Source organism: Pseudomonas caspiana (assembly GCF_002158995.1).
GTDB classification, from domain to species: Bacteria; Pseudomonadota; Gammaproteobacteria; order Pseudomonadales; family Pseudomonadaceae; genus Aquipseudomonas; species Aquipseudomonas caspiana.
Genome location: NZ_LOHF01000037.1, coordinates 1 through 14,242 on the forward strand (window position 1 = coordinate 1; position 14,242 = coordinate 14,242).

Below are 14,242 nucleotides of genomic sequence, written 5' to 3' on the forward strand. Positions count from 1 at the left end.
TTCAGCATGAAGGTCGCTTTCAACGCTGTAACGCGAAAGCTCATCAGCCGGTACGGGGTGGGAGTGAACGGTGCACTCCCCTTCAAGAGGTAAATCTCGCTCTTCACTCATTATTACTTTCCTTGCCGGTCGCCCCGTCGTTTCAATCTCAATAGCACCGCTATCACGCGAGCGCTAGTCGAAAAAGGTGAGGGTGCCAGCATGGGGTTCAGAACCTGCTGGGGACCCTAGAGATTTACTGACCACACGGGGCATGAAACTCGCGGGATCGAGTTAGTGGGAGGCATTGGAATGGGTTCCTCTCTCATGTATCACAAGAAAGAATCAAAGATCCATTTTACTTAGACTCTATTTTAGGAAAAGTTAATTTTTGGTTGCAGGCAGAGCCTGATAGTTCAGATGCCAAAATTTGTCGCGATATATTATTACCCCACTTTGGTAAGAATTATCAGGCATAGCTATTAGCAGAAGCCTCTGCAGCAAAACTTCATATCCCAATAATTTCAAGGCATCAGCGAGATCCAGTTGCCGAAAGTTGCCGGTTATCGGGGTTAAGGATCGAGGCTAAAGTAGATTTTTAGTGCATGCACGCCTAGATTTCAGCCCATCCTAGAACGCGCAATTAGTGATCAAAGTGCATTGTTAGGTATCAATTTTTTCTTTCGTCAGCAACTAAAGATGACGAGTAGTGAACTTCGCTTATTGAGTGGAGCTCAACATCAAGGCACTCGGCAATTGAAACATCAAATAGCGCTAAGTTCTCTCCGTTGCGGTGTAATACGCTACCATATTCTAGCCCATCCATTCCTTCTGATTTAAACAGTTCTGCTAAATACTGACTTGGCAAGTATGCCAGTCTATCTGCATTATGTGCAGGGCTAGCGAAATAAAATTGATTTATCGGCGTTGAGTTTAATAAGTCTCGAACTATATCATCTATCTCGTAATCTTTTACATTGGAGTGCTTTGTGTGTTGAAGCGACACAATATCAATATCTTTTTTTAAAATGAATTTTGCTACTGATATCTTCGCCCCAACCCAAGGTCTAACTTCTGCAATTGCAGTGTCAATAGACTTTGCCAGGTATAAATATGATATGCCCTCTGGATTTATTCTCCCTGAGTTAGCTTGCCCTCTAGGTGGTGCCCCCATATTTTCCCTTTCATATGGTGCGTTTTTATCAATAGCGTTGATTCTTGCTCGATAAAAGAGGTTACCTGATTTCAACTTAAACGTTTTTCTTTTTAAGTGATATTGAATATACTTTTTTATCCTCTCTTGCAAGTCCTTGGATACATTGAATCGATTTGAATACTTAAGCTCTTCTCCAAGTTTTTTATAAAAATCCCAAAACTCCTTAGGGATCTTTATATCGCTTAGACTGGTAGGTTCATTACGCATAATTGTCGGTTACTCGAGGATTTTTCTAACGATTATTGCAGCTGGGTAAAGCACTTTATCCCGTTCTAACGTTATCGTCACCCCCTCGAAATGGGAGCTGTCGAGGTCGAGGTATTTGTATCCGGTGTAACGGCGTATGGACACATCTCTGCTTCTACTCAGAGCTGGAAGCAATTGCACTGATGCCGGACGTCTGCTTGTGGCCGTGTGCTACGTCTGCTGGCGTCAGGAAACGGCCAAAGGCGATCTATGAGAAGCGTCCAAAAAAGCTCAAGGCTATTCATCCCTTTGGGCATCGATGAGCGCTTTGAAGAGTTGATTATTCACGTGCATAACGAAGTCATGGATGTCTCTCATCATTGCTAGGACCGCATTGCTCGAGAATTCCTGTTCTTTGCCTTGAAGGTTTCTCCCGTTACGATGCACGATGTCGTGCCGAAGAGCCACCGCACGATGAAGTCGCTCTTTAAGTTCAACACTCGGGAAAACCTGAATATTGAATGCAATCTCATAAAGCTGCTCAACTTTTCCCAGCCGATGATAGATCTGATCTCGCAAGTAGTTCTGGACACGCCTTTCTATCGTCAAACTCTCATTCCATGCTTCAAAAAGGGTGATCTTCTGAGAAGACAATTTTTCCTCTTTCAAGAGAAGATTCTCAGTTGCGCCTATCTCTTCTGCCACAAGTGCCATAAGTGTGTTGGCAAGGTAAGCCTCCATTGCGCTGATTAGTCCAGATAGCGCTAGCTTATTAATTTCCGGAGCAGAGCTCTTAAGTAATCCTGATCCGCCAATACCATACGTATGCAGTACCTCAGTCATATGATTGTAGCTCGACAAGAACTCGAATAACGGATCGTCAGTCGCCCGCACGTTATTCTGACAAGAGCTGGTGGCGTGCGAATCGGAAAGTTCTGTTAGCTCGCTGGAGAATACCTCCACATTTTGGTAGTCCACTAACGTGACTTCGTACCTGTAGGGAGTTTTTTTCACAGTGGCGTCGTAACGCTTTCCGCAATTGTCACAGTCAATCACAGTATTTCGAGTGGAAGGCTCTTCAAGCCAGCTGGTGTCGGGAGCAGGTACTGAGGTCCGACTGGTGTGTACACAACTAGGGCACTTAAACAGAACGACGGTGCTGAAAGGCATCAGAGACATCCGAAAAGAGACAATGAAAGGGACGCTACACAACTCTAGCTGACCTCGGTGATGCCTTAAAGTTTTGATACTCGATTGCAGTGATCTCCAGCTGATGAAGTCAGTCTAAAAATAGACTGTCGTGAATGCCCGCTTGGTGTTGAAACAGATTCAAGCCGAACTTCCGCTTTTGGCCGGTTCTGTTGAAAAAGTCCGCTTTGAATTCCACGCCGCAAAAAATATGCGCCTGAGATTGAGATCTGGATGTTTGGTAGAGCGATTCAGAACTGGGATTTCAAGTTGCAGCGTGCAACAGAGGTGTTTCATCCATCAATATTCGAGTGTTTTGGGAAAGCTAACTTTTTCAACGCAATCGGCCGATAGCTGCCGCGCGCGGGCGAATTTTCGGCCAGCAACAGCCGGTCGGCAGTTTATCGGAGACTGCGACACTCGCACTTCTGAGTGCACGGAGTAAAAAATCACAGGGAGTAACAGGAAACGGTTATTTGTAGCGTTCAGTCCACTGAGCATGGCAAAAATTTATAGATGCGGCAATCTTTTGCCGCTCACATCAGATATCTTTAGTCCACCGCGGCGCAATGCCAAGATCACTGTATATTGGCTCAAGCATTTGCAGATCAAAAGGCCAACACGCAGGTAGGGAGCGTGAGCGAGTTTGTACAAGAAAATATATAAGAGTGATTGCATGAATACGATAGATCGCTTCTTTCGGGCTCCTCTCCTCTATCCTGGCCTTCAGGACATTCGCAAATTTCTGTACAAAAGCACCAAAACCCTCAAGTCCACCACTCCCGATAGCACCTCGTAATTGGTCAATGATGTAATCATTTTCGCGGGACTTGGTCTCGAACACAACAGCAGAAAGCTCTAAGGCATTTATTTTAGCCACCTCATCCTTGATAGCCTGGACAGTAGCAAGCGACGTTAAAGTGCTTTTGTTGGCCCTGAGCAGCATATCATCCGTTGTTTCCATAAGCGCCATGCTTTTGGCAAATAATCGATGAATCTCAGGTTGACTGGTTATGTTTGATTTATAAAGTGTATCATGACTTAACTCAGCATAGGCGTGCTGAAGAAGAGTTCTAACCTGTATCTCACACTTGGTACCGACGGGTATAAGTACGTCGTTGTGAGTTAACTCGCTATAGGATGTCACAATGAAGTGGGCAGATTGGTAGTCAAATATTCGAGGATCTTTATCGCGCCATTCATCGAATTCTTTACTATTCATCGTTTGCCAGTGATCCGATGCCTCAATTAGCCTCGAGACCTCTACGATCTGATCAGACAACCCCAACACAAAGCGGACTCCTACTTTATCTGTAATATCTTCGTAGTTGGAGAACCAGCCTTTGTTAAGCACGAATGCCTTTGCAATCAGTGAGTTCTCTTCCTTAACTCTGACCTCAGGCGAAATCTTCACCCATTTTTTATAAGCTTCAGTGCCAAAAGTACAGGTGATGGCTTGTGTTAATTTTTCAATGACAAATAGACCCCACGCCTTAAGGTATGGGGCCTCACTTCGGAACCGACTGAGGTACTCTTCCTCTGTCATTTGTCCTGGCTCACAAGCGCTCCTTGGATCATCAGCGTTGTATGCGTTTCAGTTGTTTCCACCACCTTCACAAGCTCTGCAAACTTATCAGCCGGAGCAGTGATCTTGACATCATTTGTGAAGCTTAGCTTACGACGGGCCAATTTCCTGTTGATTGCCTTGGTATCTTTGACAATCGCAGAGTCAGGGAAGCCTTTCTTTCCCATGTAACCAACAAAATCATCTGATTCATTTGGAGTCATGTAACGCTGAGCGAATTCGGCACCTTCGATTGTAGTCGACGTATCTGTCTTCAGATAGGTGTACAATGCTTGTTGCAAGTCGATTTTTCGCTCTGGTGGTACACCCATCCCTTCGATAAATTCGGCTGTGTAATCGAAAAAATCACGAGTTCGCTGTACCGCGTTGTCCGGAATTCTGAGTCCTAAGAAGCTAGAGTAGAAATATTTCGCAGCTTGACGATCGTCATCGGACTTTATATTGCTGTCGTATACATGTGCATTAAGGTCAACAACGGCTCCGCTGGTTCTAGCAGCGGTTTCGTAAAAAATACCGATCTTATAAAGTTTAGATTGCGGTGTAAGAATCAAGTTTTCAAGGTAAGCGAGAGTGATCTTTCCATCCTCTTCCGTTTCCGTGAAACCAGCTTGCTGTTCGGCCTTGATGATAATCAAGCACCGCTTGTTATCGGTGTCCGTTGTCCCAGAAATAATCACCAACGTGCCTCCAGGCCAGCGTTTGCTGGTGTGGATGGAAGTATGGTGGTGAGCAATTGCTGCCGAGGTGGTAATAAACCCCCGATCAGACGCTTGAACTAGTTGCTTCGAGTACTCGTAGCAACTAGCAGCAGTTTTGTTAGAAACATCCATCGCCAACGACCCAGACCCTGTCCCGAGTACCTTGCTGACCCGCTCCTGAAGCATTTGCTTACCTGCTTGATTCAGAGTCGTCAATTCAAGACTGATTGTGGCGGGCGTAGCACCATGCTCATTAGGCTTATGTACGTTATGCAAAATAATGCGTTCAAAAATCAAATTATTGAATGGATTGCTCATTGACCATTCCTCTTCAACGCAGCGTCATGGACCTGTTTTGATACACTTGGACTTTCTGTTGCCAGTTTGTTCAAATCAGACTCAGCCTCCTTCAACCGGATTTCCTTTTCAGAACTTTCGAGTGCCGTGGCTAACTCTAGTTTCCGACGGACATGGCCGTAGCTAGCCCCAGCAAGACGATGAAGGTTCGTACGATCTTCAAGCTTCAAAAAAGTTTGCAATGAGGAAAGAACTGCTGCCAGCAGCGTGAAGAGAGCGAGCAACACTTTGGAAACATCCCCAAGTGTGGCCAACAATGTGGTGGCACCTGCAATTGCGGTAATACCGATGGTTAGCACACCCAGCCAGCGGTGGACCGAGCTTAGACGCTCAGCCATTAACTGATGCGACAGCTGTGATTCTCTGGATCGCTTGAGCCAGCGCTGCAAAACTTCAACACTGCTCCTAAACTCCGGTTCAGAACTCATGAACATCCCTTAGTGTAATAATGCGAGGAAGGGATGTACGCAAATAGCTTAGACGTCCCTGCCAAGCGTGGAAATCAAACGTATCACAGGGCATGGCTCTTTGGCATCATCATTTCCTCTGCCACCATCTTGGACAATCACCAGTGCGCGAGCTCTCAGATTTTGGAGGCAATGATCTATACGGTTAGAGTACTGTGCATTCATACAGATTGAGTCGACGCGAGACTAGGCGGGAGATAGCCATTGTCCATTAGCCGTTCTCCACGAAGGACGACTATTGGCCTATTCTGTTAAAAAAGTCGGTTCTTCCAGACTGCCCGCATACTGACCGCAGAAAACTCTTTTTTTGCACCCCGCTAGGCGAAATCTGAGCCCGAAATCCTCTGCTCAACGTAAAGATTTCAATCTCAAGCGTGTACTTTTCTACGGTGGAAACCATGGCCGACTTTTTCAACAGAATCGGCCGAAAGTGGTTACAAGCCTATAGTCGTTATAAATCAGAAGCCGAAAAGGTCTGAGCGCTTGCCTCTAACGATAGGGTCTTGTGAAGCGGAAGCTGCTCAGTCTTCCGCTTGTTCATCACGCGCTCTTTCTTTTGAGCTGAGCCGCCGAGACCCAGTCAAGACCATTTTCCGTCTGGCTTTTTGTAGCGCAGCTCCCATGATTTCTGCCCGTTAGGTTTCACCCGGAAGTACAGGCCATTCCCGTCCTGCTCCCGATACGTTGTGTGCTCAGGCTCTAGGCCTGCAAGCGTGGTGTCTGCTAATGGGCGGCGTTTGATTTCAGTGCGCTCCACTTCCTATATGCCTCCAGTTATAGGAATTTCAAAGCATGCACGTGGGCATACACGGCGGGAAGTTATAGGGGTAGACAGGGACGGATAGCCAGAAACAAGAAAGCCCGCACAGGGCGGGCTTCTTGGGGGCTTCGAGACAGTCTGAGACAGCTCAAAACAGGTAAGTGGTGCACCAGGCGGGATTCGAACCCACGACCCCTGCCTTCGGAGGGCAGTACTCTATCCAGCTGAGCTACTGGTGCAATGCGGGCGCCATGATACTCATCTGGTTGGCGGGCGTCCATGCTGGTGAGTGCTGTTGTTGATTTTGCACGTTTCAAGGTATTTGGACGACGCTGATCAGAAAATCGGGCGGATGTTGGCAATTGCGTTCTTTTTTTCGAACGGCCTATTGTCCTTTGACCTAGCAGTCCCTAGGATTCGTTTGAGATTTCAAACGCTCTTGTCCGGTTTTCCTGCACTTTGTGACCCTGCGTTGCGGGGGCCGGCGAATGATTTCCTGATGGCGGCCTTGTTCGAGGCGCCTTTTGAACGATCAAAAACATGCACCGCCCGTGTGCGGCGCATTTTCGGTATATCAAAGCGGAGGCCGACATGCAGCTCAAAGATTCCAAGTTGTTCCGCCAGCAAGCCTATATCAATGGCACCTGGCTGGATGCGGACAATGGTCAGACGATCAAGGTCAACAACCCTGCAACGGATGAAGTTCTGGGCACTGTGCCGAAAATGGGTGCTGCTGAAACCCGTCGTGCGATTGAAGCGGCTGACAAGGCGCTGCCCGCCTGGCGTGCACTGACCGCCAAGGACCGTGGCAACAAGCTGCGTCGCTGGTTTGAGCTGATGATCGAGAATCAGGATGACCTGGCTCGCCTGATGACGCTGGAGCAGGGCAAGCCGCTGGCCGAGGCCAAAGGTGAGATCAGTTATGCCGCTTCCTTTATTGAGTGGTTCGCGGAAGAAGCCAAGCGCGTTTACGGCGATGTGATTCCGGGCCATCAGCCGGACAAGCGTCTGATCGTGCTTAAGCAGCCGATTGGTGTGACTGCCGCGATCACGCCTTGGAACTTCCCGGCTGCGATGATCACCCGTAAAGCGGGCCCGGCGCTGGCTGCCGGTTGCACCATGGTGCTCAAGCCTGCTTCGCAGACTCCGTACTCCGCACTGGCGCTGGCCGAACTGGCCGAGCGTGCAGGCATCCCGGCTGGCGTGTTCAGCGTTGTCACTGGCAGCGCTGGCGACATCGGCAGCGAGCTGACCGGCAACCCGATCGTGCGCAAGCTGTCCTTCACCGGTTCGACCGAGATTGGTCGTCAGTTGATGGCTGAATGCTCCAAGGACATCAAAAAGGTCTCGCTGGAACTGGGCGGCAACGCGCCGTTCATTGTGTTCGACGACGCGGACCTGGATAAGGCCGTCGAAGGCGCGATCATTTCCAAGTACCGCAACAACGGTCAGACCTGTGTCTGCGCCAACCGTATCTACGTGCAGGACGCGGTTTACGATGCGTTCGCTGAGAAGCTCAAAGTCGCAGTCGCCAAGCTGAAAATCGGTAACGGTCTGGAAGAGGGCACCACTACGGGCCCGCTGATCGACGGCAAGGCCGTGGCGAAGGTTAAAGAGCACATTGCCGATGCCGTGAGCAAAGGCGCGAAAGTGCTGTTCGGTGGCAACAGCATCGAAGGCAACTTCTTCGAGCCGACTATTCTGGTCAATGTGTCCAAAGATGCAGCCGTTGCCAAAGAAGAAACCTTCGGCCCGCTGGCTCCGCTGTTCCGCTTCAAAGACGAAGCAGATGTGATTGCCATGGCCAACGATACCGAGTTCGGCCTGGCGTCGTATTTCTATGCTCAGAACATGAGCCGCGTGTTCCGCGTAGCTGAAGCGCTGGAGTACGGCATGGTGGGTATCAACACCGGCCTGATCTCCAACGAAGTCGCGCCGTTCGGTGGCATCAAGGCCTCGGGCCTGGGCCGTGAAGGCTCGAAGTACGGCATCGAAGATTATCTGGAAATCAAATACCTCTGCTTGTCGGTTTAACGCAGGGGATTGCAGCCGCCGGGGCGCGAGAGCGACGTTTCGGCGGTTTTTAGTGGCACCCAAAACCATTTTGGTGGCCGGAGGCCGTGACAGTCGATCATCGAATGCTGTCACGCGTTGATCCGCCACTTGATCCTTGAACCACGCCGACCGATGAGCGGCGAATGAGGAAACATGACCCAGACAAACGCAGAATTGATGCAACGCCGCGAAGCCGCTGTTCCACGCGGTGTTGGCCAGATCCACCCGATCTTCGCTGAGTCCGCGAAGAACGCTACTGTTACCGACGTTGAAGGTCGCGAGTTCATCGACTTTGCGGGCGGTATTGCCGTACTGAACACCGGTCACCTGCACCCGAAAATCATTGCCGCCGTGCAAGAGCAACTGACCAAGCTGACTCACACCTGCTTCCAGGTGCTGGCCTACGAGCCGTACGTTGAGCTGTGCGAAAAAATCAACGCCAAGGTGCCAGGTGATTTCGCCAAGAAAACCCTGCTGGTCACCACTGGTTCCGAAGCGGTAGAGAACGCCGTGAAGATCGCTCGCGCTGCCACTGGCCGTGCTGGCGTGATCGCGTTCACCGGCGCTTACCACGGTCGCACCATGATGACCCTGGGCCTGACCGGTAAGGTCGTGCCTTACTCGGCAGGTATGGGCCTGATGCCAGGCGGTATCTTCCGTGCGCTGTACCCGTGTGAACTGCATGGCATCAGCGTTGACGATTCCATCGCCAGCATCGAGCGCATCTTCAAGAATGACGCTGAGCCTAAAGACATCGCAGCAATCATCATCGAGCCGGTTCAGGGCGAAGGTGGTTTCTACGTGGCGCCGAAAGCGTTCATGGCTCGCCTGCGCGAACTGTGCGACAAGCACGGCATCCTGTTGATCGCTGACGAAGTACAGACGGGCGCAGGTCGTACCGGTACGTTCTTCGCCATGGAACAGATGGGTGTGACAGCTGACCTGACCACCTTTGCCAAATCCATCGCCGGCGGTTTCCCGTTGGCCGGTGTGTGCGGTAAAGCTGAATACATGGACGCCATTGCTCCGGGCGGTCTGGGCGGCACGTATGCCGGCAGCCCAGTGGCCTGTGCTGCTGCGCTGGCGGTGTTGCAGGTCTTCGAAGAAGAGAACCTGCTGGATCGCTGCAAAGCGGTCGGCGAGCGTCTGGTGACAGGTCTGAAAGCCATTCAGGCCAAGTACCCGGTGATCGGTGAAGTCCGTGCGCTGGGCGCAATGATCGCGGTTGAGCTGTTCGAAAACGGCGATTCCCACAAGCCAAACGCCGCTGCTGTTGCGCAAGTAGTAGCCAAGGCTCGCGACAAGGGCTTGATCCTCCTGTCGTGCGGCACATACGGCAACGTATTGCGCGTGCTGGTACCGCTGACCTCGCCTGACGAGCAACTGGATAAAGGTCTGGCAATCATCGAAGAATGTTTCGCTGAGCTGGCGTGAAAATGCCAGGGTCGCAATTGATTAAAATGTGACCAAACAGACAAAAAAGACCCGCTTCGGCGGGTTTTTTTGCGCTTAAAAGGGGTAAATGAGGGTTTTTATCTATATCCCGACGTATGCATTGGCTAAGGTGGGTGCATTGATGTTGAAGGTTGCGCCATGCTCCTGAAACAGGATGTTCGTGCTGCAATACATTGACCGTAGGAGATGCCGAAGGCTTCGAATGGCGCTGGGTCTGGTATACCGTATCGCAGCCTTCGGCAGCTCCTGCAGAAAATACATTTCAGTTCGTTGGCTATGCGTTTGTTCGACGAGAGAGTTCTGATGACAGCTGTAGATTTACCTGCGGGACCTCGGGTATTGATTGCTGAGTCCGATCCATGGATTCGTGAAACGCTCAGTGAGTTGATCCTGAGCGTGCGTGACGATGTTGCGCTCCAGATTTGCAGCGATGGCAAGCAGGCCGTCGAGTTTATGAAGAAGCACGTCCCTGATCTGATCATTGCTGCCAGAGAATTGCCTGTTGTCGATGGTTTGAGTCTGTTGCGTGGCGTGCGCGGTTTGCGTCGTCAGCCTCCGCTGCCCTTTATTCTGATCAGTAATCGGGGAGACACAGCCAGTGTTCGTGAGGTAGTACCGCTGGCACCTACTGCTTACCTGACCAAGCCGCTGGACGCTGAAAAGCTGCGTCAACGCGTCGAAAGTGTATTGCTGGCGTGTCCGATGCCGGGCGCAGTGCCCGCGCTGACCCCGGGCCTGACGCTGAGCAAGTACCTCGAAAAGAACCGAGACACCGCAGACGGTGCGCCGCTGTTTGTGGATGTCGCCACCGCGCTCAAACTCAGCAAGGGCGCCGCTGGTGTTGATGCAACCCTGCTTGAGCAAGAGTTGCGCAGTGATCCCCATATCACCGCGGTGCTGATCGCGGCAGCCAATACGGCCGCCAAACATCTGGTCAAGCCGGTGCAAACGCTCGGTGCGGCGCTGGCGCTGTTGGGCGCAACGCAGAGCGCGAGCATTGTTTCCGGGCTGACTAAAAAGCGCATGTCGATTTTGACCAACAATGCGTTGCAGGCTAAGGCCAGCGAGTTCTGGGAGATGTCGCAACGTACGGCCGAGTACGCGCGGGTGCTGGCGGGCATGCTTGAGGTCGACCCGGAGCGTTGCTTCTGTGCCGGGCTGCTGTTGTCGCTGGGTGATCTTGCCGTTTTGGGCTGTTTGCAGGAGTGGTTGTTAGCCGGTGGCAAGCTTGATGATCAGCAGATCGAAAAAGCGCTGGAGCAGTATTCCGCCGCTTATGGTTCGGCGTTGCGTGTGCGCTGGCGTTTGCCGCTTGAGCTGCGTGAGCTGACCTCGTCGGTTTACCAATACAACACCGGGGTTTATACCCGCGAAGTGCTGGTCATGAACCTGGCTGGGCATATGGCGCGTCTGGGGGATGACGACAGCGTGACAACGTTACTCAAGACCAAACCGGCCCGGCTGCTGAAGCTCACGGTTGCGGACTTGCAGCGGTTGCGCAAAAAACTGACCGGCGTGACTGATCCAAGTTTGCTGGCACCGCCGGTGGGGCTGGTGGTGGAAACGTTGGCTGATGATGACGAGGACGAAGGTCCGGATCTGCTGGACGGTACGCCGGAGGCGGAGCCTGAAGCGGTTGCCGATGAGACGCCTGCGGCTGAGGAGGATTCGTCGAGGTAGCTTCATTGGCTATAGGATGCCATCACGCATTCATTTGAACTGGAATGCGTTTTCCTGCTGGGAATGCTATGTCTGCCTGCAAGCTAATGTAACGATGTGGGACCGGCTTTAGCCGGGAAGAGGCCGGGACAGCCGATGAGTGTGTGGCGTCTGTCAGGCAGCTTTCCCGGCTGAAGCCGGTCCCACGTCATAAGTGTCCTGTGTGGGCGAGGCTTACGGGCGATTTAGGCGCTGCGGTGTGTCAGGCATACCGCGTAATCGTCCTTCGCGGGCAAGCCTCGCTCCAACAGGCTTTTGCGCGACTTACCTACACCAAGACAATCTGATTCTTGCCCTGACGTTTGGCCTGATACATGGCGGCGTCCGCGCGGGCGTAGAGGACTTCCAGGCCTTGGTCCTCTTCACCCATATTGGTCAGGCCCTGACTGGCGGTAATGCCGAAGGTCTTTTCGCCGCGCTGGAAACTCAAACGCTGGATCTCCCGCTGCAGCCGCTCGGCGATCTGTTTGGCCATGTCCGGCGCACAGCCCGGGAACACCGCCGCAAACTCTTCCCCGCCGATACGGCCGAACAGATCCCCACGCCTTAGCGTTGTCCTGCCGCACTCAGCGATTTTCTGCAGCACCAGATCGCCTTCCTGGTGGCCGTAGGTGTCGTTAACCAGTTTGAAGTCATCGATATCCAGCAATAGAAACGCCAAAGGCGTGCCATGCAGACGAGCCAGTTCGAATTCGCGCTGAGCGCATTCGAAAAAGTGTCGGCGGTTGCTGCTTTGAGTCAGCACGTCGGTCGTCGCCAGACGCTGCAACTCGCTCTCAAGCTCTTTCTTTTCGGTGATGTCTTCAGCAATCCCGACTACGACGAGACGCTGTTCGGCGTCGGTCTGGTGGCTCACGAAACATTTGTCACTGATCCAACGAACTTCGCCGTCAGCGCGGATGATTCGGTACTCGCGATCTTCGACGGCACCTTTCTCGATGACTTCGTTCAGGCTGCGTTCGGCGTAATTGAGGTCATCGGGGTAAATGCTGTCGCGCCACTCGCCAAAGTCCGCCAGCAGCAAACCAGCAGAACGGCCGAAAATGCGTTCGTAGGCCGGGCTAACGTAAATCATCCGCTGCGTGGCCCAATCAAATGCCCACAGCACAGCATTGACGCTAACCAGCAGCGAGCTGAAGAGTTGTTCACGTTCGCTGAGCCGAGCGACTTCCGCCTGGGCATGCATCAGGGCCAGTAAGGTTTCAGCTGCGGGCGCATCGGTGTTTGGGGTCAGTAGATTCTTGTTGTCCATCGCACTGCATCTCAGGATAAGGTGCGGCGCTCAGCCACAACACTTCCCGCACGGGGTGGCGGGCTGTTGTTCTGATTGGATTTAGGGGATGAAGTTCAAATCAGCGCGCCACGGGTGGGCGCGCTGATCAGAGGCTTCAGGCGTGCGCAGGGCGCAGCGAGTAAGTTTTGAGCTGGTCGGCGAAATCGCGCAGGGACTGAATGCCGCTGGCTTCGGCTTCGTGAATCCACTCTTTCATGGCCGCGAGCATGTCGTGGCCATTGCTGCTGGTTTTGACCCAGATCTGCTGCAAGGCCAGGCGTTTCTCGTAGATCACTTTCAGCGCATGGCTGTGTTCGAGCATGGTCTGGATGCGCAAGTGGTGCTTGTCATCCAGCAGGGTGGTTTCACGGGACAGCAAGCGCTTGGCGCGGTGAAACTGGTGGCGTACCGAGGCGTCGGCCTTGGCCAGCTCCTGGGTTACCAGCGGGCCGATCACCAGCTTGCGGTATTGGGCCATGATCTGGAAACGGTTGTTGAGGATCGCCATGGCGGTGTCCATGTCGATGCTGCCTTTACCCTCGACACGATGCGCGATAGGTGCAACCCGCTGGACCTTGGCCAGACGCAGTGCGCTGAACAGCTTGATCCACGCCCAACCCATGTCGAACTCCCACTTCTTGACCGACAGCTTGGCCGAGTTCGGGTAGGTGTGATGGTTGTTATGCAGTTCTTCGCCACCAATGATGATGCCCCACGGCACCAGATTGGTTGCCGCATCACGGCATTCGAAGTTGCGATAGCCCACGGCATGGCCCAGACCATTGACCACGCCAGCAGCCCAGAACGGAATCCACATCATCTGGATCGCCCAGACGGTGATGCCCAGCGCACCGAACAGCAGCAGGTCGATCACTGCCATGATCGCCACGCCCAGCAACGGGTAAGGCGTATAGATTTTGCGTTCGATCCAGTCTTCAGGGCAGTTTTTGCCATAGATACGCAAGGTGTCAGGATTTTCTGCCTCGGCCCTATACAGTTCTGCGCCCTTGCGCAGTACAGTAGAAAGCCCTTTGACGACCGGGCTATGCGGGTCATCGACGGTTTCGCATTTAGCGTGGTGTTTGCGGTGGATGGCCGTCCACTCACGAGTGTTCTGCGCAGTGGTCAGCCACAGCCAGAAACGGAAGAAGTGCTTGAGGCCCGCATTCAGCTCCAGTGAGCGGTGAGCGGAGTAGCGGTGTAGATAAACTGTGACGCCGACAATTGTCACATGGGTCATGGCAAGAGTAACTGCCACTAACTGCCAGACTGAAAGGTCGAGCAAACCGTTGTACCACATAGGC

Annotated in this window: 10 protein-coding genes, 1 tRNA gene and 1 pseudogene; 3 read left to right on the forward strand and 9 right to left on the reverse strand. The window is 52.4% G+C overall.

The window, feature by feature from the left end; genetic code table 11:
• Positions 1 to 649: 649 nt before the first annotated feature.
• From AUC60_RS26040 to AUC60_RS26070, 7 genes and pseudogenes are all read right to left on the reverse strand, one after another.
• On the reverse strand, positions 650 to 1,402 hold the full coding sequence (locus AUC60_RS26040; RefSeq protein ID WP_087274270.1) for an RES family NAD+ phosphorylase: 753 nt from the start codon (positions 1,400 to 1,402) through the stop codon (positions 650 to 652).
• 276 nt (positions 1,403 to 1,678) lie between these two features.
• The gene (locus tag AUC60_RS27910) at positions 1,679 to 2,395 is read right to left on the reverse strand and encodes a hypothetical protein (RefSeq protein WP_158099159.1); all 717 of its coding nucleotides are present in this window, start codon (positions 2,393 to 2,395) and stop codon (positions 1,679 to 1,681) included.
• Between the two features lie 715 nt (positions 2,396 to 3,110).
• Positions 3,111 to 4,115 carry a GTP pyrophosphokinase gene (locus AUC60_RS26050; RefSeq protein ID WP_087274273.1) on the reverse strand — a complete coding sequence of 335 codons (1,005 nt, stop codon included), beginning with the start codon at positions 4,113 to 4,115 and terminating at the stop codon, positions 3,111 to 3,113.
• Positions 4,112 to 5,170, reverse strand: coding sequence for a nucleoid-associated protein (locus AUC60_RS26055; RefSeq protein WP_087274275.1), 1,059 nt, complete (start codon positions 5,168 to 5,170; stop codon positions 4,112 to 4,114). The genes AUC60_RS26050 and AUC60_RS26055 overlap by 4 nt, the downstream gene beginning before the upstream one ends.
• Positions 5,167 to 5,637 (reverse strand): SLATT domain-containing protein, encoded by a 471-nt coding sequence (locus tag AUC60_RS26060; protein ID WP_087274277.1) that lies wholly within the window; start codon positions 5,635 to 5,637, stop codon positions 5,167 to 5,169. Before AUC60_RS26060 ends, AUC60_RS26055 begins: the two co-directional genes overlap by 4 nt.
• A 622-nt stretch (positions 5,638 to 6,259) precedes the next feature.
• Positions 6,260 to 6,433, reverse strand: a pseudogene (locus tag AUC60_RS26065) (Arm DNA-binding domain-containing protein); the annotation flags it as partial.
• Positions 6,434 to 6,598: 165 nt separating this feature from the next.
• A tRNA-Arg gene (locus AUC60_RS26070) sits at positions 6,599 to 6,675 on the reverse strand.
• Between the two features lie 352 nt (positions 6,676 to 7,027).
• On the opposite strand from AUC60_RS26070, the gene gabD reads away from it, so the two are divergent.
• The 3 genes from gabD to AUC60_RS26085 all read left to right on the forward strand — a co-directional run bounded on the left by gabD (position 7,028) and on the right by AUC60_RS26085 (position 11,626).
• Positions 7,028 to 8,470, forward strand: coding sequence for an NADP-dependent succinate-semialdehyde dehydrogenase (gene gabD / locus AUC60_RS26075; RefSeq protein WP_087274279.1), 1,443 nt, complete (start codon positions 7,028 to 7,030; stop codon positions 8,468 to 8,470).
• A gap of 174 nt (positions 8,471 to 8,644) precedes the next feature.
• Positions 8,645 to 9,925: a 4-aminobutyrate--2-oxoglutarate transaminase gene (gene gabT / locus AUC60_RS26080; protein ID WP_087274281.1), complete on the forward strand. Its 1,281-nt coding sequence runs from the start codon at positions 8,645 to 8,647 to the stop codon at positions 9,923 to 9,925.
• 324 nt (positions 9,926 to 10,249) lie between these two features.
• Positions 10,250 to 11,626 carry an HDOD domain-containing protein gene (locus AUC60_RS26085; RefSeq protein WP_167384400.1) on the forward strand — a complete coding sequence of 459 codons (1,377 nt, stop codon included), beginning with the start codon at positions 10,250 to 10,252 and terminating at the stop codon, positions 11,624 to 11,626.
• A gap of 307 nt (positions 11,627 to 11,933) precedes the next feature.
• Here the strand turns inward: AUC60_RS26085 and AUC60_RS26090 are convergent, their stop codons facing one another.
• Positions 11,934 to 12,917: a GGDEF domain-containing protein gene (locus AUC60_RS26090; protein ID WP_087274283.1), complete on the reverse strand. Its 984-nt coding sequence runs from the start codon at positions 12,915 to 12,917 to the stop codon at positions 11,934 to 11,936.
• Positions 12,918 to 13,053: 136 nt separating this feature from the next.
• Positions 13,054 to 14,238, reverse strand: a complete 1,185-nt coding sequence (gene desA / locus AUC60_RS26095) for a delta-9 fatty acid desaturase DesA (RefSeq protein WP_087274285.1) — start codon at positions 14,236 to 14,238, stop codon at positions 13,054 to 13,056.
• Positions 14,239 to 14,242: the final 4 nt, after the last annotated feature.